The organism is Aquamicrobium lusatiense, assembly GCF_014201615.1.
GTDB lineage: Bacteria > Pseudomonadota > Alphaproteobacteria > Rhizobiales > Rhizobiaceae > Mesorhizobium > Mesorhizobium lusatiense.
In genome coordinates, this window is the sequence record NZ_JACHEU010000001.1 from 239728 (window position 1) to 260102 (window position 20375).

General features: G+C 64.0%; 21 protein-coding genes. 10 read left to right on the forward strand and 11 right to left on the reverse strand.

Annotated elements, in window-relative coordinates:
* Positions 1-16: 16 nt before the first annotated feature.
* On the reverse strand, positions 17-799 hold the full coding sequence (locus HNR59_RS01260; protein ID WP_183824821.1) for a 3-hydroxybutyrate dehydrogenase: 783 nt from the start codon (positions 797-799) through the stop codon (positions 17-19).
* Between the two features lie 189 nt (positions 800-988).
* Here HNR59_RS01260 and HNR59_RS01265 point away from each other — a divergent pair, with 189 nt between their 5' ends.
* From HNR59_RS01265 to HNR59_RS01275, 3 genes are read left to right on the forward strand one after another with little or no spacing between them, the layout of a single operon-like run.
* Positions 989-1999, forward strand: a complete 1011-nt coding sequence (locus tag HNR59_RS01265; protein ID WP_183831229.1) for an iron ABC transporter substrate-binding protein — start codon at positions 989-991, stop codon at positions 1997-1999.
* Between the two features lie 6 nt (positions 2000-2005).
* Positions 2006-3586: an ABC transporter permease gene (locus tag HNR59_RS01270; RefSeq protein WP_183824824.1), complete on the forward strand. Its 1581-nt coding sequence runs from the start codon at positions 2006-2008 to the stop codon at positions 3584-3586.
* Positions 3583-4623 (forward strand): ABC transporter ATP-binding protein, encoded by a 1041-nt coding sequence (locus HNR59_RS01275; protein WP_183824827.1) that lies wholly within the window; start codon positions 3583-3585, stop codon positions 4621-4623. Before HNR59_RS01270 ends, HNR59_RS01275 begins: the two co-directional genes overlap by 4 nt.
* Positions 4624-4738: 115 nt before the next feature.
* On the opposite strand, the gene HNR59_RS01280 is transcribed toward HNR59_RS01275, so the two are convergent.
* Entirely contained in the window at positions 4739-5965 is a 1227-nt protein-coding gene (locus HNR59_RS01280) for an argininosuccinate synthase (protein ID WP_183824830.1), read from the reverse strand.
* 301 nt (positions 5966-6266) lie between these two features.
* Between HNR59_RS01280 and HNR59_RS01285 the strand changes: the two genes are divergently transcribed.
* Both HNR59_RS01285 and HNR59_RS01290 read left to right on the forward strand, forming a co-directional pair.
* Complete coding sequence (locus HNR59_RS01285; protein WP_183824833.1) at positions 6267-7532, forward strand: Glu/Leu/Phe/Val family dehydrogenase; 1266 nt, start codon at positions 6267-6269, stop codon at positions 7530-7532.
* Between the two features lie 93 nt (positions 7533-7625).
* Positions 7626-8267, forward strand: coding sequence for a LysE family translocator (locus HNR59_RS01290; RefSeq protein ID WP_183824836.1), 642 nt, complete (start codon positions 7626-7628; stop codon positions 8265-8267).
* Here the strand turns inward: HNR59_RS01290 and HNR59_RS01295 are convergent.
* The 5 genes from HNR59_RS01295 to HNR59_RS01315 form a co-directional block, all read right to left on the reverse strand.
* Positions 8239-8730, reverse strand: coding sequence for a hypothetical protein (locus tag HNR59_RS01295; RefSeq protein WP_183824839.1), 492 nt, complete (start codon positions 8728-8730; stop codon positions 8239-8241). The two genes, HNR59_RS01290 and HNR59_RS01295, sit on opposite strands and share 29 nt — an antisense overlap.
* Complete coding sequence (rlmN, locus tag HNR59_RS01300) at positions 8727-9959, reverse strand: dual-specificity RNA methyltransferase RlmN (RefSeq protein WP_183824842.1); 1233 nt, start codon at positions 9957-9959, stop codon at positions 8727-8729. The genes HNR59_RS01295 and rlmN overlap by 4 nt, the downstream gene beginning before the upstream one ends.
* Positions 9960-10184: 225 nt before the next feature.
* Entirely contained in the window at positions 10185-10688 is a 504-nt protein-coding gene (locus HNR59_RS01305; RefSeq protein WP_183824845.1) for an invasion associated locus B family protein, read from the reverse strand.
* A gap of 361 nt (positions 10689-11049) precedes the next feature.
* Positions 11050-11412 carry a YkvA family protein gene (locus HNR59_RS01310; protein WP_183824848.1) on the reverse strand — a complete coding sequence of 121 codons (363 nt, stop codon included), beginning with the start codon at positions 11410-11412 and terminating at the stop codon, positions 11050-11052.
* Positions 11413-11513: 101 nt separating this feature from the next.
* The gene (locus HNR59_RS01315) at positions 11514-11810 is read right to left on the reverse strand and encodes a 4a-hydroxytetrahydrobiopterin dehydratase (RefSeq protein ID WP_183824851.1); all 297 of its coding nucleotides are present in this window, start codon (positions 11808-11810) and stop codon (positions 11514-11516) included.
* 52 nt (positions 11811-11862) lie between these two features.
* On the opposite strand from HNR59_RS01315, the gene HNR59_RS01320 reads away from it, so the two are divergent.
* On the forward strand, positions 11863-12375 hold the full coding sequence (locus HNR59_RS01320) for a low molecular weight protein-tyrosine-phosphatase (protein ID WP_183824854.1): 513 nt from the start codon (positions 11863-11865) through the stop codon (positions 12373-12375).
* Here HNR59_RS01320 and thpR read toward each other — a convergent pair.
* Complete coding sequence (thpR, locus tag HNR59_RS01325) at positions 12285-12875, reverse strand: RNA 2',3'-cyclic phosphodiesterase (protein WP_183824857.1); 591 nt, start codon at positions 12873-12875, stop codon at positions 12285-12287. The genes HNR59_RS01320 and thpR overlap by 91 nt on opposite strands.
* Before the next feature lie 118 nt (positions 12876-12993).
* Positions 12994-13650: an arylesterase gene (locus HNR59_RS01330; protein WP_183824860.1), complete on the reverse strand. Its 657-nt coding sequence runs from the start codon at positions 13648-13650 to the stop codon at positions 12994-12996.
* A 75-nt stretch (positions 13651-13725) separates the two neighbouring features.
* On the opposite strand from HNR59_RS01330, the gene HNR59_RS01335 reads away from it, so the two are divergent.
* From HNR59_RS01335 to HNR59_RS01350, 4 genes are all read left to right on the forward strand, one after another.
* Entirely contained in the window at positions 13726-14445 is a 720-nt protein-coding gene (locus tag HNR59_RS01335; RefSeq protein ID WP_183824863.1) for an ABC transporter ATP-binding protein, read from the forward strand.
* Entirely contained in the window at positions 14445-16994 is a 2550-nt protein-coding gene (locus tag HNR59_RS01340) for an ABC transporter permease (protein WP_183831232.1), read from the forward strand. Before HNR59_RS01335 ends, HNR59_RS01340 begins: the two co-directional genes overlap by 1 nt.
* Before the next feature lie 260 nt (positions 16995-17254).
* Positions 17255-18034 (forward strand): Bax inhibitor-1/YccA family protein, encoded by a 780-nt coding sequence (locus HNR59_RS01345; protein WP_183824865.1) that lies wholly within the window; start codon positions 17255-17257, stop codon positions 18032-18034.
* A gap of 104 nt (positions 18035-18138) precedes the next feature.
* The gene (locus HNR59_RS01350) at positions 18139-18696 is read left to right on the forward strand and encodes a GNAT family N-acetyltransferase (protein ID WP_183824868.1); all 558 of its coding nucleotides are present in this window, start codon (positions 18139-18141) and stop codon (positions 18694-18696) included.
* Positions 18697-18699: 3 nt separating this feature from the next.
* Here the strand turns inward: HNR59_RS01350 and HNR59_RS01355 are convergent, their stop codons facing one another.
* Positions 18700-19086: a DUF2794 domain-containing protein gene (locus HNR59_RS01355; RefSeq protein WP_183824871.1), complete on the reverse strand. Its 387-nt coding sequence runs from the start codon at positions 19084-19086 to the stop codon at positions 18700-18702.
* Positions 19087-19529: 443 nt separating this feature from the next.
* Positions 19530-20309, reverse strand: coding sequence for a DUF1223 domain-containing protein (locus HNR59_RS01360; protein WP_183824873.1), 780 nt, complete (start codon positions 20307-20309; stop codon positions 19530-19532).
* Positions 20310-20375: the final 66 nt, after the last annotated feature.

The following is a 20375-nucleotide window of genomic DNA, read 5'->3' on the forward strand; positions in this document are numbered from 1 at the left end:
GTGGGGAGGGCGGCGCTTACTGCGCCACCCAGCCGCCATCGACGGAGATATGGGTGCCGTTGACCTGCGCCGCGGCCTCCGAGCACAGGAAGGTGACAGCGGCTGCAACCTGCTCCACGGTGACGAATTCCTTGGTCGGCTGCCTGTCCAGCATCACCTCGCGAACGACCGTGTCGCGGTCCATGTTGTTGGCCTTCATCTGATCGGGGATCTGCGCCTCGACCAGCGGGGTGAGCACATAGCCGGGGCACACCGCATTGCAGGTGATGTGGTCGCGCGCCACTTCCAGCGCCACGGTCTTGGTCAGGCCCATGATGCCGTGCTTGGCCGCGACATAGGCCGACTTGAACGGCGAGGCGACGAGCCCGTGGGCCGAGGCGATGTTGACGATGCGTCCGCCGCCTTCCCGCTTCATCAGCGGGATCGCCGCCGCAATGGTGTGGAAGGCCGAGGACAGGTTGATGGCGATGATGGCATCCCATTTCTCGACAGGAAATTCCTCGACCGGCGCCACATGCTGGATACCGGCATTGTTGACGAGGATATCGACCGACCCGAAACGCTCGGCCGCCTTCGCCACCAGGGCGCGGCATTCGGCGGGCTTCGACATGTCGGCCCCGATATAGGCCGCTTCCACTTTGTGGTCGCGGGCTATTTCTGCCGCAACTTCATGGTCCTCGGGCCTGTCGGAAAACGAATTCACGACCACGTTGCAGCCCTGCGCGGCAAGCGCGCGGGCAATGGCGAGGCCGATTCCGGAGGTGGAGCCGGTTACAACTGCGGTTCTGGTGGCGCTCATGACGGTCCTTTCCGCGATGGCAGGGATAAAAATGCTGCGCTGCAATATATGCGACAAGCGGGGCAAAACCAGCCCACTCTGGCGAAAAAGCGATGTTTCGAGAATCCTTTGCCGCCCGATTGTTGACTGATAGGATCATGTATGAACTTTCAGGCACTTCGCCGCAAAAGCACCTTCGAGAGACAACTCATGCACCCTGCCCTTTCCGCCCTTTTCGGCAGCACGCTGGCCCTGGCCGGCCTCATCTTATCCTCGCAGGCAATGGCTCAGGAGAAGCGGATCATTGTCTACAACGCCCAGCATGAAAGTCTTGCGAAGGAATGGGCCACGGCCTTTACCGCCGAAACCGGCATCGGGGTGACGCTGCGCAGCGGGGCGGACAGCGAGTTTTCCAACCAGATCGTGGCCGAGGGCAAGGCTTCGCCCGCCGACGTGTTCCTGACAGAGAATTCGCCCGCCATGACGCAGGTGGAGCAGGCCGGCCTGTTCGCTCCGGTCGATGCCGACACGCTGGCGCTGGTCGAGGACCAATATCGCCCTTCCGGCGGCCACTGGATCGGCATTGCCGCGCGCAGCACCGTGTTTGCCTACAACAAGACGAAGCTGACGGAAGACCAACTGCCGAAATCGCTGCTCGACCTCGCCGGCCCGCAATGGAAAGGCCGCTGGGGCGCTTCGCCTTCCGGGCCGGATTTTCAGGCCATCGTCAGCGCCCTTCTCCAGCTGAAGGGCGAAGCCGTCACCAGTGACTGGCTGAAGGCGATGAAGACCAATTTCAAGGCCTATCGCGGCAACAACACCGTTCTGAAGGCGGTGAACAGCGGCGAGATCGATGGCGGCATCATCTATCACTATTACTGGTTCGGCGACCGCGCCCGCACCGGCGAGAACAGCAGCGACGTCGAGCTGCACTATTTCCGCAACGGCGATCCGGGCGCCTTTGTGTCCATCTCCGGCGGCGGCGTGCTGGCGTCCAGCAAGCACCCGCAGGAATCGCAGGCTTTCCTGAAATGGATCGTCGGCAAGGGTGGTCAAAAGGTGCTGCGCGAGGGCACGTCCTACGAATACACGGTCGGCAGGGGCGAGCCTTCCAACGCCGCCCTCGTATCGCTTGAAGACCTGCAGGCCCCGAAGATCGATCCGCAGACGCTGAATTCCCGCAAGGTGACGGACCTGATGACCGACGCAGGCCTGATGTAAACGCTCATGCGGACCTTGACCGACGGCACCCTGATTGCCGGACCTGCCGCCGCCCGGCCGGCGGCGGCATCGTTGCGCTTCTCGTGGATCGGGTTCGCGGCGCTGCTGGTCACGCTGCTGACGCTGGTTCCGCTCGCCTTCATCCTGTGGGTGACGGTGCAGACCGGCTGGCAAACGGCCATATCGCTCATCTTCCGCCCAAGGGTTGGCGAGCTTCTGGTCAACACGCTGCTGCTCGAACTGCTTGCCGTGCCAGCCTGCGCGGTGCTTTCAGTGGCGCTTGGCTGGCTGACGGAACGCAGCGATCTTGCGGGCGCACGTCTGTGGTCATGGCTGTGCGTGGCACCGCTCGCCGTGCCTGCCTTCATTCATTCCTATGCGTGGGTCACCATCGTGCCCGGCCTCAACGGTCTTGGAGCCGGCGTATTGGTGTCGGTGCTGGCCTATTTTCCGTTCCTCTACCTGCCGGTTTCGGCCGCCTTGCGCCGCCTCGACCCCGCGCTGGAAGACGCGGCGGCAGCGCTTGGCCATGGTCCGTGGAGCGTGTTCTTCCGCGTCGTGCTGCCTCAGCTTCGGCTGGCGCTGTGCGGCGGCGCGCTGCTGGTCGGCCTGCATCTGCTTGCCGAATACGGGCTGTTCGTCTTCGTGCGCTTCGACACTTTCACCACGGCCATCGTCGACCAGTTCCAGTCCACGTTCAACGGTCCCGCCGCAAACATGCTGGCCGGCGTCCTGATCACCTGCTGCTTCGCCCTTCTGGCGCTGGAAATGCTGGCGCGCGGCGACGAGCGCTATGCCCGCGTCGGCTCCGGCGCCGCCCGCCACCCTGCGAAGGCAAAGCTCGGCCGCGCCGCCCTGCCTAGCCTGCTGATGCTTGCCGTGGTGACGGCGCTGTCGCTCGGCGTGCCCTTTTATACCATCGCCCGCTGGCTGTGGGCCGGCGGACTTCAGGTATGGCGCATGGACGAGATCGGCGCCGCACTCGGCCACACGACGGTGCTGGCGCTCGGCGGCGCGTTGCTCGCCACCCTTGCCGCCATTCCCATGGCGTGGCTGTCGATCCGCGCGCCGGGGCGCCTGCAACGCATGCTGGAAGGCTGCAACTACATGGTGGGGTCGCTGCCCGGCGTGGTGGTGGCGCTGGCGCTGGTCACGCTGACCGTGCGCTATCTGCTGCCGCTCTACCAGACGCTCGCCACCATCCTCGTCGCCTATATGCTGATGTTCCTGCCGCGCGCCATCATCAGCCTGCGCGCCTCGATCGCGCAGGCGCCACCGGAGCTGGAGCAGGCAGCGATGAATCTTGGGCGACGCCCGTTCAACGCGCTGTGGTCCACCACAATCCGCCTTTCGGCACCCGGTGCCGCGGCTGGCATGGCGCTGGTGGCGCTCGGCATTCTCAACGAGCTGACCGCCACCCAGATGCTGGCCCCCAGCGGCACCCGCACGCTGGCGCTCGCCTTCTGGGCCTACAGCGGCGAGATCGACTATGCGGCCGCCGCACCCTACGCGCTGATCATGGTTGCGGCCTCGCTGCCGCTGACATGGCTGCTTTACGTGCAATCGAAGAAGATGGCCGGACAATGAGTTTTCTTCAGCTTTCCGGCCTCTGCCGAAACTATGGCCCCGTGGCAGCAGTAAACGGCATCGACCTTTCCGTCGCCGCCGGCGGCCGCACCGCCATCGTCGGCCCTTCGGGCTGCGGCAAGACCACGCTTCTGCGTCTCATCGCCGGCTTCGAGCCGCCCGATGCGGGCAGCATCGAACTCGATGGCGAGCCGCTTGCCGGACCGCGCATGTTCGTTCCCGCCTACCGGCGCTCCATCGGCCTCGTCGCGCAGGACGGCGCGCTGTTCCCGCACCTCTCCGTCGCCGCCAATATCGGCTTCGGCATGCCCCGCGGCGAACCGGACCGCGATGGCCAGGTCGGGCACCTCATCCGGCTGGTCGGCCTCGACGAAAGCTTCCTGCAACGGCGTCCGCACCAGCTTTCCGGCGGGCAGCAGCAGCGCGTGGCGCTGGCACGGGCGCTGGCCCGCAAGCCGCGCCTGATGCTGCTCGACGAGCCGTTCTCGGCGCTGGATACTGGCCTGCGCGCGGCCATGCGCAAGACGGTCGCCGGCGTTCTGGAGGCGGCCGGCGTCACCACCATCCTCGTCACCCACGATCAGGAAGAGGCGCTGTCCTTCGCCGATCAGGTGGCGGTGATGCGCGCGGGAAAGATCATGCAGGCCGGTTCTCCGCGCGATCTTTATCTCAGGCCCCGCGACCGCATGGTGGCGGAGTTTCTGGGCGAGGCGATCATCCTGCCGGCCAGCATCGCGGACGGCCATGCGCATTGCATTCTGGGCGCGATCCCCATCGACCGCGACGAAAGTCGCCAGACGGCCGAAATCCTGCTGCGGCCGGAGCAGGTCGGGCTCGGGCCGGATCAGGCCGGCGGCACGAGCGCCATGGTAACGGATTCGGAATTCAGCGGGCCGACCTGCACGCTCACGGTAGAGGTGGCCAACGGCGCGGGCGAAGCAGGCGCTCTCGTCCTGCGTCAGCCTTCAGCCGGCGCGCCGCAGGCCGGAACGCGCATCCGGCTTACCGTCAGCGGCAGCGCGCATCTGCTGGAGTAATTCCAGCAAAAAGTGCGCAGCGGTTTTTGCGTCTGGAATTACGTCTGAGAAAGGATGGAGCATTTTCGTCCAAAAACGAAAATGCTCCAGACTGATGCGCGCTGCCTGAAGCTTTTTACCGCGTGTTGCGGCGGCGGGCCGCCAGCGTGCGCAGGCGCAGCGCGTTGAGGCGGATAAAGCCCTCGGCGTCCTTCTGGTCATAGGCGCCACGATCGTCTTCGAAGGTGACGAGGTCGTCGCGGTAGAGCGACTTGGCCGACTTGCGACCGGTGACGATGACATTGCCCTTGTAGAGCTTCAGCCGCACCGTACCCTCGACGTCTTCCTGGCTCTTGTCGATCAGCGCCTGCAGCATCTCGCGCTCCGGCGAGTACCAGAAGCCGTTGTAGATGAGTTCCGCATAGCGCGGCATCAGCTCGTCCTTGAGATGGCCGGCGCCGCGATCCAGCGTAATCGACTCGATGGCGCGGTGCGCTGCGATCAGGATGGTGCCGCCGGGGGTCTCGTAGACGCCGCGGCTCTTCATGCCGACGAAACGGTTCTCGACCAGATCGATGCGGCCGATGCCGTTGTCACGGCCGAGGTCGTTGAGCGCGGCGAGCAGCGTGGCCGGCGACAGCTTCTTGCCGTTCAGCGCAACCGCGTCGCCCTTCAGGAATTCGATCTCGATCTCGGTTGCGGCATCCGGCGCATCGAGCGGCGAGACGGAGCGCTGGTGCACATATTCCGGCGGCTCCACCCACGGATCTTCCAGCACCTTGCCCTCCGAGGAGGAGTGCAGAAGATTGGCGTCGACCGAGAACGGCGCTTCGCCCTGCTTGTCCTTCGGCACCGGGATCTGGTGCTTTTCGGCGAACTCGATCAGATCGGTGCGCGACTTGAACGACCAGTCGCGCCACGGCGCGATGACCTTGATGTCGGGATTGAGCGCATAGGCCGAAAGCTCGAACCGCACCTGATCGTTGCCCTTGCCGGTCGCGCCATGGGCGACGGCGTCAGCCCCGGTTTCCTCGGCGATCTGGACCAGATGCTTGGAGATCAGCGGCCGGGCGATGGATGTGCCGAGCAGATAGGTGCCCTCGTAGAGCGCGTTGGCGCGGAACATCGGGAACACGAAATCCTTCACGAACTCCTCGCGCAGGTCGACGATGCGGATGTCCTTGATGCCCATCATCTCGGCCTTGCGGCGCGCCGGCTCCAGTTCCTCGCCCTGTCCGAGATCGGCGGTGAAGGTGACGACCTCCGCGCCCAGTTCGGTCTGCAGCCATTTCAGGATGATGGAGGTGTCGAGGCCGCCCGAATAGGCGAGCACGACCTTCTTGACGTCTTTCAGCTTGGTCATGGGCGTTTCCGATGTTCGTTCCGGGACTGCGGCGAGGCGCAAAAACTGCGTGGGCAGTCATAGCAGGAAAGCCGCGCCGGACAAGCGCCCAGGAAGCAGGAACGGGAGGCAGCAAAGCCGCGCCGGCAAAGCGTCCGGACGCAATCTCAGCAGGTGCCTGCTGCTTCGGCAGAGTGCGCAACAAAATGACGAAATGTGCTCAATATAAAACCTTTTCTTGTGAATCTGCACTTTTTCGTGCATTTCATGGCCCGCGCCCGCCAGGGCGCATCATTACCACCCGAACTGACAGGATCATATGATGGCGGAAGAAAGTCTTCTTGATAGCGCACTGGTACGTCTGGACGATGCCGCAAGGCACCTCAACGTCGACGCCGATGTCATCGAGAAGCTGAAATATCCGCGAGAGACGACCAAAGCCCGCCTCATGATCCGCATGGACGACGGTTCGCGAAAATCCTTCCTGGCATGGCGATGCCGCTATGACGACACCCGCGGCCCGACCAAGGGCGGCATCCGCTTCCATCCCGACGCTACGGCCGAAGAAGTCGAGATGCTGGCCTTCTGGATGACGTTCAAATGCGCCGTGATGAACCTGCCCTATGGCGGCGGCAAAGGCGCCGTTCAGGTCGACCCGCGCCAGCTCTCCAAGGCCGAGCTGGAGCGTCTGTCGCGCGCTTATATTCAGGCTTTCGCCGGCATTATCGGGCCGGACCGCGATATTCCCGCACCCGATGTCTACACCAACTCCATGATCATGGGCTGGATGGCTGACGAGTACAGCCAGATCGTCGGCAAGAGCTCGCCTGCCGTCATCACCGGCAAGCCGCTGGCGCTCGGCGGCTCCGTCGGCCGCGGCGACGCCACCGCGCGCGGCGGCTACTATCTGGTGCGGCATCTGGCGCAGGAACTGGGCCTGAACGGTAAGCTTCGCATCGCCATTCAGGGCTTCGGCAATGCCGGCCAGTATATCGCCTCGCTGCTCGCCGGCGACGGCCACACCATCGTGGCCGTCTCGGATTCCGGAGGCGCCGTGCACTCGGCCGAAGGGCTGAGCCTCGACACCCTGATGGCGGCCAAGAACGACAACCGTTCGGTCGTCTATACTGCCGGAAAGGATGGCCATGAGGCCATTGCCGCCGACGATCTGGTCGGCGTCGACTGCGATATCCTTGTGCCAGCGGCGCTGGAAAACATGATCCACAAGCACAATGCCCACACCGTGAAGGCGCGTCTCGTGCTGGAACTCGCCAACGGTCCGGTAACGCCCGAAGCCGACGAGATCCTCGCCGAACGCAACGTCGTGGTGCTGCCCGATATTCTGGCCAATGCTGGCGGCGTCACCGTCTCCTATTTCGAGTGGGTGCAGAACAAGCAGGGCTATTACTGGGAGCTGGAGGAAATCCACACCAAGCTGCGTACCATCATGGAGCGCGAAGGCCGGGCCATCTGGCAACTGTCGGTCGACCGCGGCACCACGCCGCGCACGGCCGCCTATGTCCACGCGCTGAACCGGCTGGCTGAAGCGATCGAGGCCCACGGCACGCAGAGCTATTTCGACAGCTGACCCCATCTCGAACTGCATTCGCAGATCGGATATAAGAGGGCGTCACGCAATGCGGCGCCCTTTTCTTTTGCGCTTCTCTCAGGCAGGCCGTCCATGAATTTCATTCCCGACGCAACCGTGATGGTGCAGTTCGCCATCGCCACAGTTGTCCTGACGATCACCCCGGGTCCGGACATGACCCTGTTCGTCGGACGGGCCCTGTCGCAGGGAAAAGCCGCCGGCTTTGCCTGCGCCTTCGGAGCCATGACGGGCATCGTCTTCCACACCGCGCTGGTAGCGCTCGGCCTGTCGGCCCTGATCGTGGCCTCGCCGCAGGCCTTCTTCGTGCTCAAGATCGTCGGCGCGCTCTACCTGATCTGGCTCGCCTTTCAGGCGATACGCCATGGATCAGCCTTCTCGCCGGAGGTGACCGGCAAGGCGCCGCGCTCGCTCGCCCGCAACTGGGCGACGGGGCTGGGCATCAACCTGCTGAACCCCAAGATCATCCTGTTCTTCATGACCTTCCTGCCGCAATTCGTATCGGCGCACGATCCCCATGCGCCCGGCAAGCTGTTCTTCCTTGGCCTGATGTTCATCCTCATTGCGCTGCCGTTCACTGCGACCATGGTGATCGCGGCGGACCGTCTGGCAAACCTGCTGAAGAAGAGCCCGCGCATCACGCGGCTCACCGATTATCTGTTCGCCGGCGTGTTCTCGGCCTTCGCGATCAAGATCCTGACGACTCAGGCGAAGTAGGCGGAAGCCGGTCGCGGTTGCGGCCACGCCAGTCCGGCGTCCACATGCCGGCCACCAGCCAGTAGGCCAGCCCGCCGACAAGTCCGCTGCCGATCATCGCCAGAAGAATGGCGGTGTCTTCGGAACCATCCGCCTGCCCCGCGCCGCCGTAAAACAGCCCGGCGAATGCCGCCGCAACGACCCCGCCGGCAATCGCATAGAACAGCCAGTCGCGCCGGCCGAGAAACTCGCCCACGACGATGGCGACAGCCGCCGGCCAGAAGTTCAGATGAGCTATGAACAGGGCAAAGATCGGCACGGCCACGACCATGCCGGCATTGAAGGTGGAAAGCTCCTGTTCCTGTGCCAGCCCGGACCAGCCGAGAAACAGGACGTAGAGGAATAAACTGGCGGCGAGGCAGGCAGCGGCATAACCGGCGACCACCGTCGCAAAGCGAAGCAGGACCCTCAGCAGATCGCTCAAGCCTCGCCGTGCCCGGCGATCATCATCGCCTCCAGCGCCAGCCTGTCCACCTTGCGCATGCGTTCCGATTCCGACTTGAGCTGGCCGCAGGCGGCGAGAATGTCGCGCCCGCGCGGCGTGCGGATCGGCGAGGCGTAGCCGGCGGCGTTGATGTAGTCGGCGAAGCGCTCGATCGTCTCCCAGTCCGAGCACTGGTAGTTGGTGCCCGGCCACGGGTTGAACGGGATCAGGTTGATCTTGGCCGGAATGCCCCTCAGCAGCTTCACCATCTGCTTTGCGTCTTCGAGGCTGTCATTGACGTCCTTGAGCATCACATATTCGAAGGTGATGCGGCGCGCATTGGACAGGCCCGGATATTCGCGGCAGGCCTTCATCAGCTGTTCGAGCGGATACTTCCTGTTGATCGGCACCAGAAGATCGCGCAGATCGTCGTTTACCGCATGCAGCGAGATCGCCAGCATGACGCCGATCTCCTCGCCGGTGCGGTAAATCTCCGGCACGACGCCGGAAGTGGAGAGCGTGATGCGCCGCTTCGACAGCGACAGCCCGTCGCCGTCGGAGGCGATCAGCAGGGCCTTCTTCACCGCCTCGAAATTGTAGAGCGGCTCGCCCATGCCCATCATGACGATGTTGGACACCTTGCGTCCTTCCGCCGGCACGATGGCGCCTGCCGGGGTATCGGTGTCGGGAAAGTCGCCCAGCCGGTCTCGCGCGGTGAGCAGTTGCGCCAGAATTTCTTCCGCCGTCAGATTGCGCACCAGCTTCTGGGTGCCGGTATGGCAGAAGGAGCAGGTCAGCGTACAGCCGACCTGACTGGAAATGCACAGCGTGCCGCGTCCCTCTTCCGGTATGTAGACGGTCTCGATCTCGACCGGACGACCCGCGCCGCGCGGCGGAAAGCGGAACAGCCACTTGCGCGTGCCGTCGTTGGAGATCTGCTCCTCGACGACTTCCGGCCGCGCAACGGTGAAAGCGCGATCCAGCGCCGCACGCAGATCCTTGGAGATGTTGAACATCTGGGAAAAATCGGAAACGCCGCGCACATAAAGCCAGTGCCAGAGCTGCTGCACGCGCATCTTCGCCTGCTTTTGCGGCACGATGCCAGCCTCGACCAGCGCATCAGCCATTTCCTCGCGCGACAGGCCGATCAGCGACGGCTTCTCCGGCGCTGGACGAATGCGCAGCGCATCGCGGGCGCCGGCTGGAATGAGATCGAATGAAAGGCTCATGATGCCCAATATAGGTGCTTTGCGGCCGATTGCAGCAGCAGATCCGGAATGAAGCGCGCCCGATAGCACAAGTTTGACCCGGAGTCATGGCCCCCCCAAAGTCAGCTCCCAGGTCAGGGCCCGCATTCATGGCCCGCACGCATGGCACATTGTCGGCACATGTGCCGCAAACAAAAAAAGCCGGGCCCGAAGGACCCGGCTTGCATTCCGATTGCCGGAACAGGCTTACTTGCAGCTGGCGATGGAGCCGAGGGCCGCGGAAATGCCCTTGAGCGAGAACACGTAGCTGGTGGTGTTGCCGCGTCCCGACTTCGCCTGCACCTTCATGTCCGCGCCGGCGCGCATGGCGGCGATGAGCTGCGGCTCGTCGGCGGCATTCTCGACCCATGCGGACTTGCCGCGCGTGAACATTGTGAAGGACCTGTCGCCCACGGTGACGGTAACCTTCGAGTTGGCCTGGAAATCATAGCCCGCAATGAATTGCGGCTCGTAGCTGACCTGCTGTCCCGGACGCTGCGACACGAAGAAGAACATGTCGCCATGATTGAGCGTCGGAGGCTGCTTGTCGGTTGGAACGGTCAGCACGTAGCAAACCTTGCCGCCGGAAGCCTGATAACTGTAGGTGCCCCACGCATTGTGCTGGCCAATCTTGGTCGCTTGCTGGGCCAGAACGGGCGAAGCCGTGGCGAGCATGATCAGACCAGAAACTGTAGCAATCAATCGGCGCATTGTGATTCCCATATTCCAAACAGTGGGGAGCAGGCCGGCGTCTCGCCCTGCCCGATCTCTTCAATTTGATTTAATCTGGGTTACCAAAGCGTGAAGACCGCAAAAGAAAATGGACTTCCGCCATAGAAACCGCCGCCATCTCCGCGCTTTCCCCGCAATTTGTCGTTTTGCGGGGTCCGGCGCGACGTCCCTGCCGGCGACTTGGACTGGAGGAAAAAGGCAAGAATTTGACTTTCGCCCAAATTGAACGCGAAGCGGCCCCGGAACCGGAGTTCGGGGGCCTGCCAAACCATCGCAATAAAGCATCTCGCCCGAAAATGTGTCGCGGTTTCAGGAAAACGACATGCTTAAGAGATTGAAATCAGGCGTCTTCGGCCAGTGCGTCTTTCGCAGCCGCCTTGTGGGCGGGGGTGATGTGCGTCCTGACAGCAGCGATTGCAGCGCTCAGCACCGCAATGTCATCGGTGAAGCCAAGGCCGAAGATCACATCGGGGATGGCATCCACCGGCAGCACGAAGTAGCCGAGCGCAGCAACAAGAATGCCCTTGGCTCTCAGCGGCGTATTGGCGTCCAGAACGCAATAGTAGGCAGCGACGACATCTTCCATGAACGGAACATGGCGCGCGGCTTTCTTGGCGGTGCGCCAGAATTTTTCGCGCACCTCCTGTTCGCCGCCAACCTTGTCCGCGAAGCCGAAGAGATCGAAAACGGTCCTTTCAGCCATGTGCCAGCATCTCCTTCAAACGGCCCGCCTTCTGCCGGCCCTTGCCGGTAATGTGGTGGGGCGAAGGGCGCGGTGCAAGATTTTCGCGTTTCAAACAGGCCTCAGTTGCCGAAAATCCGGTCGATGCGGCGCGCGAGGCCGAAGTCGAGTTCAGTGAGCCCGCCCGCATCATGGGTGCTGAGCCGGATATCGACGGTCTTGTAGACGTTCGACCATTCCGGGTGATGGTCCATCTTCTCCGCCGCCAAAGCCACCCGCGTCATGAAGGCGAAGGCTTCGGAAAAATTGCCGAAGCTGAAACGCCTTTCGATGGCCAGCCGGTCCCCGCTCAGCGCCCAGCCGGGACGTTCCTCAAGCGACGCGGTGATGGCGTCCGGTGCCAGTTTCTCTCGTGCCATGGCCTGTTTCCGTGTTATCCGCGTGGAACAACTGAACATAGGGCCTGCCGTTATGGACGCCAAACCGAAAAGCTCGATCCTGTTCGTGTGCCTCGGCAACATCTGCCGCTCGCCGCTGGCGGAGGGCGTTTTTCGCACCGTGGCCGCAGAACGGGGGCTTGCGAACCTGTTTGTGCCGGATTCGGCCGGAACCGGGGGCTGGCATGCCGGGTCGCCACCCGATCCGCGCTCCATCGCCGTGGCCGCGCGCTATGGCGTCGACATTTCGGGCCAGTCCGCGCGGAAGGTCGACGCCGGGGATTTTTCCCGCTTCGACCTCATCCTTGGCATGGACCGCTCCAACGTGCAGGACCTGCGCCGCGTGGCACCACAGGACGCACAGGCGCGCATCCATCTCTATCTCGACTACACGCTGGGAACCGTGCGCGACGTTCCAGACCCCTATTATGGCGGGGCGGACGGCTTCGAGAAAGTCTACCGCATGATCCGCGAGGCGTCGGAAGCGCTGTCGACGCGGCTTACCGGGACACTGCCGGTCAGCGGCCAGGCTTCCTCGACGATATAGGGGCCTCCCCCCACCGAATCGCGCGACGACATCAGCACGAAACGGCCGACCTTGAAGGGCGTGGCGGAGAAATTGCCGCGTGCCGACAGGTAGCGCGCCACCTCTGCGGGATTCGAGTTTCGCAGCCTCGCCAGCGTCACATGCGGGGTGAACTTGCGCGGATCGGCACCTATGCCGAGGCGCTGGCAGATGCGGTCGATCTCCGCCTGCAGGGCGGAAAGATCCGGCGAGGCCGTAACCCCCGCCCAGATCGAGTGCGGCTTCTTCTGCCCGAAGGCTCCAACCCCGGTGAGCGCCAGCGTGAAGGAAGGCCGGCGCACCCGGTCGAGCGCGTCGGCTATGTCGTCGGCCACATGGCCTTCGACATCGCCGATGAAGCGCAGCGTGATGTGATAGTTTTCGACGTCGATCCAGCGGGCGCCGGGAAGGCCGCCCCGAAGCAGGGAGAGCGATAGCGCGGCATCGCGCGGAATTTCGAGAGCGGTGAAAAGACGCGGCATGGCATAGCCTCCTGTCCTCGAATCGAAACCCTGAATGTCAGCGGACCACCGATAGAACGGTTCGGCAAGCTAATTATTCGGCCCCCGCCGTTTCCGCTGGGGAAAGACGAAGCCGCGATCAGTCTTTCGGCAGCGCCGCGATCGCCTTCTCGACGGTGGACAGGATCCGCCCGACGATGGTGCGGATGCCCGCCGCGCTCGGGTGCATGCCGTCTTCGCTCAGCAGATCCTGCTCGGCGGCGACGCCGTCGAGGAAGAACGGATAGAGGATGACGCCGTGCTTCTGCGCCAGGCGCGGATAGAGCGAGCCGAAGGCCTCGCCATAGGCATGGCCGAGATTGGGGGCGGCAACCATGCCCGCCAGCAGCACATCGATGCCGCGCGCCTTCAGCCGCGCGATCATCTCGTCGAGGTTCTTTTCCACGATCGCCGGATCGATGCCGCGCAGCATGTCGTTGGCACCGAGTTCGAGAATGACCAGATCGGTCCCGTCCGGCACCGACCAGTCGAGACGGGCGAGGCCGCCGCTGGAGGTGTCGCCGGAAACGCCGGCATTGGCGACAATCACGTCATGGCCACTGGCCCTGAGAGCATCCTGCAGCTGCTCGGTGAAACCCTCGCCCGGTCCCAGCCCGAAACCGGCCATCAGGCTGTCGCCGAAACCGACGATCTGCACCGCATCCGCCCGCGCCGGGACGGCAAATGAAAACATCGCCCCGACAACCAGCGCGCACCACACCGAGGCAGGAAACAAAAACGTGTATTTGAAAGCCATGCTTTTGCCCCCATATGTCCGATGCATTCTCGCTTAAGGGCGTTTGCCCTTCCCTCCATATAGGATCAATCCGTTTTGACAAAAGCCGTCATCGAACTGGAAAACGTATCGCTGACGCTGGGCGAAGGCGCATCCTCGGTGCATGTGCTGAAGGGCATCGATCTGACCGTCCGGCAGGGCGAGATCGCCGGCATCGTCGGCCCTTCCGGTTCCGGCAAGTCGACGCTGCTGATGGTCCTGGCCGGGCTTGAACGGGTCGACGACGGCCGCGTGACGATGGCCGGCATGACGCTGAACGGCAAGAGCGAGGACGAGATCGCCGCCTTCCGCGGCCGCAACATCGGCATCGTGTTCCAGTCCTTCCACCTCATCCCCAACATGACGGCGCTGGAAAACGTCGCCGTGCCGCTGGAGCTGGCCGGTCATCCGGAACCCTTCAGGGTGGCAGAGCAGGAGCTGGTGGCGGTGGGCCTTGGCGAACGCCTGACCCACTATCCGGGCGAGCTTTCCGGCGGCGAGCAGCAGCGCGTGGCCATCGCCCGCGCGCTCGCCCCTTCCCCGCCAATTCTCATTGCCGACGAGCCCACCGGCAATCTCGATCAGGCGACGGGCCGGCAGATCGCCGATCTGCTGTTTTCCAAGGCAGCCGAGCGCGGCATGACGCTGGTGCTCGTCACTCACGATCCGGCACTTGCCGCGCGCTGCTCGCGCCGCATCGCCATGCGCTCCGGCCGCATCGAGACCGGGGAGACGGAGGATAGCGGGCCCGCGCTGGCTGCGACGGCGATCGCATGATGACGATGTCCCGCCAGCTTGCGCTTGCCTTCCGCTTTGCCCTGCGCGAAATGCGCGGCGGCCTTTCCGGCTTCGCCATTTTCCTTGCCTGTATCGCGCTCGGTGTGGCGGCCATCGGCGGCGTCAACTCCGTCGCCCGCTCGATCAGCGACGGCGTGGCAGCGCAGGGCCAGCCGCTGCTCGGGGGCGACCTGCGCTTCCGCCTCAACCAGCGCGAGGCAAACGACACCGAACTCGGCTTCCTGCAGGCGGCCGGCGACGTTTCCCGCAGCGCCAGCATGCGTTCCATGGCCCGCCTGACCGACAGTTCCGATCAGGCGCTGGTCGAGGTCAAGGCCGTTGACGACGCCTATCCGCTTTACGGCACGCTGGAGACACAGCCGGCTTTGGCGCATGAAGAGCTTTTCAGCGAGAGCGCCGGCGCATTCGGTGCTGCCGCGCCCGACCTTCTGTTCGAGCGCCTCGGCCTGAAGGTCGGCGACCGCATCATGCTCGGCAACGCGACCTTCGAGCTGCGCGCCGTTCTGGTGAGCGAGCCGGATGCCGTTTCGGAAGGTTTCGGCTTCGCCCCGCGCCTGCTCGTCTCGCTGGAGGGACTGCACGCTTCCGGTCTTGTCGTGACGGGCAGCCTTGTCGAGCATTCCTACAAGCTGAAACTGGAGCCCGGCGCCAGCGATGCCCGGCTGGCGCAGGTGGAGGCGCAGGCGCGCACAGCCTTCCCCGAAGCCGGCTGGTCGATCCGCAACCGCTCCAACGCCGCCCCGGCGCTTTCCGCAAATATCGAGCGCTTTTCGCAGTTTCTCACGCTGGTCGGCCTCACCTCGCTTGTGGTCGGCGGTGTCGGCGTCGCCAATGCGGTGCGCGCCTATCTCGACGGCAAGCGCGGCGTCATCGCCTCCTTCAAGAGCCTTGGAGCCTCCGGCCGCTTCGTCTTCACCGTCTATCTCGTGCAGACGCTTCTGATCGCGGCGATCGGCATCGCCGCCGGCCTCGTGCTGGCCGTATTGATGCCCTTTGCCGCCTCCGGCGCGCTGCAGGCAGTCATTCCCGTGCCGGCGGAAGCGGGAATCTATCCGGCCGCACTCGGGCTCGCCACCGCCTTCGGGCTGCTCGTCACGCTGGCCTTTGCGCTCATGCCGCTCGGCCGTGCCCGCGATGTGCCTGCCACCGCCCTGTTCCGCGAACTCGGCTTCGAGGCGCGGGGGCGGCCGCGATTCGTCTATCTCGCGGCCACCGCAGTCATCGCCCTGTCTCTGGCAGCACTTGCCATCTTCACGGCCCACGACCGGCGCATCGCCGTCACCTTCGTCGGCGCGGCGGTGCTGTCCTTCCTCGTCCTGCGTCTCGTGGCGTGGCTGGTGCAATGGCTGGCCAGAAGGGCGCCGCGCGTGCGCTCCACTTCGTTGCGGCTGGCGGTCGGCAACATCCACCGCCCGGGCGCGCTCACCCCCTCGGTGGTGCTGGCGCTGGGGCTCGGGCTGACGCTGCTCGTCACGCTGGCGCTCATCGACGGCAATCTGCGCCGCCAGATTTCCGACAGCCTGCCGGAAAAGGCGCCCAACTTCTTCTTCGTCGACATACAGGCCGCCGATGTCGATACCTTCTCCACGCTCATTGCAAGGGAAGCGCCTCAGGGCACACTGGTGAAAGTGCCGATGCTGCGCGGTCGCGTCACCGCGCTAAACGGCACCGATGTGCGCGAGCTGGACATTCCGCCGGCCGGCGCATGGGTGCTGCGCGGCGATCGCGGCCTCACCTATGAGGCCGAGCAGCCGCGCAACGCCTCCCTGACGTCGGGAAGCTGGTGGCAGGCCGATTACACGGGCGAGCCATTGGTTTCATTCTCCGCCAAGGAAGGCGAGGAACTCGGCCTCGCGGTCGGCGACACGGTGACAGTCAACGTGCTCGGCCGCAACGTCACGGCGCGCATCGCCAATTTCCGGCAGGTGCAGTGGGAAACGCTCGGCATCAACTTCGTCATGGTGTTTTCGCCGAATACATTTGCAGGTGCTCCGCATAGCTGGCTGGCCACACTTTCCGACGACACCGCAACGGTGGCGGACGATGCACGCATCCTCAACGCTGTGACCCGCGCCTTTCCAGCGGTGACGACGGTGCGCGTCAAGGATGCGCTCGACATCGTCAACCAGCTCGTCGGCGAGTTGGGCACAGCGATCCGCGCCGCCGCCGGCGTGGCGCTGATCTCGTCGGTGCTGGTGCTGGCCGGCGCGCTCGCCGCCGGCAACCGCGCCCGCATCCACGACGCGGTGGTGCTGAAGACGCTGGGCGCCACGCGGCGCACGCTGATTTCCGCCTTTGCGCTGGAATATATGCTGCTCGGCCTCGCCACCGCCGTTTTCGCCCTCGCGGCCGGCGGCGTGGCGGCATGGTATGTCGTCACGCAGATCATGACGCTGCCCTCGCAGTTCTCGGTTGAGGTCGCGCTCGGCACCATCGTTCTGGCGCTGGTGCTGACCGTCGGCATCGGCCTTGTCGGCACATGGAGGGTGCTGGGACACAAGGCGGCACCCGTTTTGCGTGACCTGTGAATCACCGGCCGCGCGAAAAAGAGCCGCTCCGGCGCGGAAAGAGCACAGCAGAGCTGCCGGCCGGCCCGTGATTAACCATATCAGCCGGCGCAGATCAAAAATTCGCGATTTGGGGCCTCACGAACGATTTCCTCCGGTTACGGGTCTTGTTCCGGACAAAAAGAACCCTCATATTCCGGGCAGGCATGCTGGAGGCCCCGCCAGCGGCGCCTGGGCATGCGCCCGACACCGGACGGGGCAAGAAGCAACAGAGGACTACAATGGCTGACCCCCTTCACAATTACCAGACGCGTACGGCCCCCTACGGCCGCGCCGACATGGCTATCGACGAGGGCCTGCGCGCTTACATGCTGCGCGTCTACAACCTGATGGGCATGGGCCTGCTGATCACCGGTCTCGCGGCCGTCGCCACGATCATGCTGGCCACGACCAACAACCCGGCCGCAGCGGTCGCCACGCTGCCGAGCGGCCAGATGCTGACCTCTTTCGGCTATGCCATCTTCGCATCGCCGCTGAAGTGGGTTGTGATTCTCGCTCCGCTGGCCGCCGTGTTCTTCCTGTCGTTCCGCGTCCAGTCGATGAGCGTGGGCGCGGCTCAGCTCACCTTCTGGGTCTATGCGGGACTGGTTGGCCTGTCGCTGTCGTCGGTGTTCCTGATCTACACCAGCGCCTCGATCACGCAGACCTTCTTCGCCACCGCGGCCGCCTTCGGCGCGCTGTCGCTCTACGGCTACACCACCAAGCGTGACCTGACGGCCATGGGCTCGTTCCTGATCATGGGCCTGTTCGGCCTGATCATCGCCATGGTCATCAACATCTTCCTGCAGTCTTCGGCCCTGTCCTTCGCGGTTTCGGCCATCGGCGTGCTGATCTTCGCCGGCCTTACTGCCTATGACACGCAGAAGATCAAGGAGATGTACTACGAGTCCGACGACGCCGACGTGGCCGGCCGCAAGTCGATCATGGGCGCCCTGACGCTCTACCTCGACTTCATCAACCTGTTCATGTTCCTGCTCCAGTTCATGGGCGACCGCCGCTGAGCGGAGGCAACGAACGAAATGAAGGGGCGGCCCACCAGCCGCCCTTTTCTTTTGTCTCATGACGGCGCATAGGTTTTTCGGCTCCACCATCCCGGACACATCAGATGATACGCACGGCGACCCCGGACGATCTTGCCCCGATCACGGAAATCTATCGTGACGCCGTTCTCAACGGCACCGCCACCTACGAGCTTGAACCGCCCTCGCTGGAAGAAATGCAGGGCCGTTTCGAGGCGCTGCGCGCCAGGGGCTATCCGTTTCTGGTCGCAACGTACGACGATGGAACCGTGCTCGGCTACGCCTATGCCGGTCCCTTCCGGGCACGCCCCGCCTATCGCTTCATCGTCGAGGATTCGATCTACATCTCCCCTGAGGCCAAGGGGCGCGGCCTCGGCACGGCACTCATGCGTGCACTCATCGAAGAGGTGCGTGAGCTGGGCTTTCGCCAGTTCGTCGCCGTGATCGGCGATGGCACACCGGACAGCCCGTCGGTGCGCCTGCACAAGAAGCTCGGCTTTCGCCACACCGGCAAGCTCGAAGGATCGGGTTACAAGCACGGCCGCTGGCTGGATACCACCTTCATGCAGCTTGAGATGAACGGCGGCGCAAACCAGCCGCCGGATCCCGGCTCATGGCCGGAAAAGGCTCTGAAGGACGGCTGAGCCTTACGCCTTCACCAGCTTCAGCCTGTTGTCGAAGACCCCCAGCACCCGCGCCAGCTCGTGACCCCGCTTGAGGATGCGCCCGCCCGCGGCGATCACCGAAAAAGCGCCCTGACGCTTCGCCAGCTTCGGGTCCTTGACGATCTGGAAAAGGGGCACTTCGCTGGCGCGCCGGTAGACCGAAAAGATCGCCCGGTCCTCCAGATGATCGATGGCGTAGTCCTTCCACTCATTGGCCGCGACCATGCGCCCATAGAGCCGCAGGATCAGGTCGAGTTCGCGACGATCGAAGGAGACCGGCATGCCGAGGCGCTCGCGGCGCGCCTCCTGAAGCGGGATGAGTATTGCGGAAGCGTCTCCTTCTCCCGCGCCCGCACTGCCTTCGCTCATGCCAGATTCCTTGCAAATGCAACTGCAATCCGGACAGGTTCGCCCTTTCCGGCCCCAATTGCAAGTACGCCGGCTATCGTGGCTCCGGACCAGAAACAGGCGGGTGCTTCTGGATTGTCGCGACGCCTTATGAAAAATGGGAAGCTGATTTGGCAATCGAAACGATGCCTGCGGACTGTTCGTTCAGCGTAAACCGGCACTTACATTTGTGAAAGCCTGTAGAAATTGGTGATCTTTCGCCACATTCTCGCCACTTTTTATCCGCGCTTCCGCCCCATTGTGAAACGACTCTGTGCTCGTTGCCTGAGACGGTTCGGTCCGGCACTTGCCTGTAACCCCCAAGCCCCCCGCCCACGGGCCTGAGTCGGATCGAACCAACCTCGGCATGCCCGCCGAGCCGGCTACTCCCCCCTGAAATCCTGTTTCTCCGAAATCCCTGCGGTTCAGCGCTTTGGGCTGTTGATGACCGCCGCCCCGATGATGGGTCCCGGCAGCCCATCCTTCGCCACCGATTGCAGCAGCACGGCGCATCCGCCTTTCTTCATCACTTCACTGGCCGGCAACTCGTAGCGAAGCGCCTTGCCATGCCACATGCCAGCGGTCTGCATGGAAGAAACCGCGTTCCAATATGTCATCTCGCGGCCGCGGTTGCGTCCCCGGCCGATCTCCACCGTCTGCGGCGGCTCGAAATAGGCAAGCACCAGATGCGCCGTATCCGGCAGGTCGGAGCCGGCCTCCGCCTCCCCGGTTTCGATGACCACGCCATCGCCCTCGCGCGTCACGCGGATCGGCACCACCATGCCGTTGCCGGAAGACTTCAGCATGCCCATGGCTCCCTGAACCGCGTTGCGGTTCGCCCCATTGACATGGGTTCGGCCATTGATCACCGCCTGTGGCGTATAAATGGAGCGCGCCCCGAAGGCGCGCATATAGGCATACTGGCGCTCGGTATTGTCCTTCGAGCTCAGCGTGTCATGCCAGCCGAGATAGTCCCAGTAGTCGACATGATAGGCGAGCGCGATGACATCGTCCCTGCCGGCCAGCTCGGCAAAGAACTTGTCGGCCGGCGGGCATGAATTGCACCCCTGGCTCGTGAACAGCTCCACCACCCCGACGGGCTTTGCGAAACCGGATGTTTCGCTCTCCTGCGCCGTCACCTGTCCGGAAACTGCCGACAAGGCGACTGCAAACAGACAAAGCCGCACAAATGTTCTGACTGGCATGGCAATTTCCGAACCTGCCGGCTTATCCGGCTTTGTTTTATGCACCGACCTGTTTGGCAGATGTGG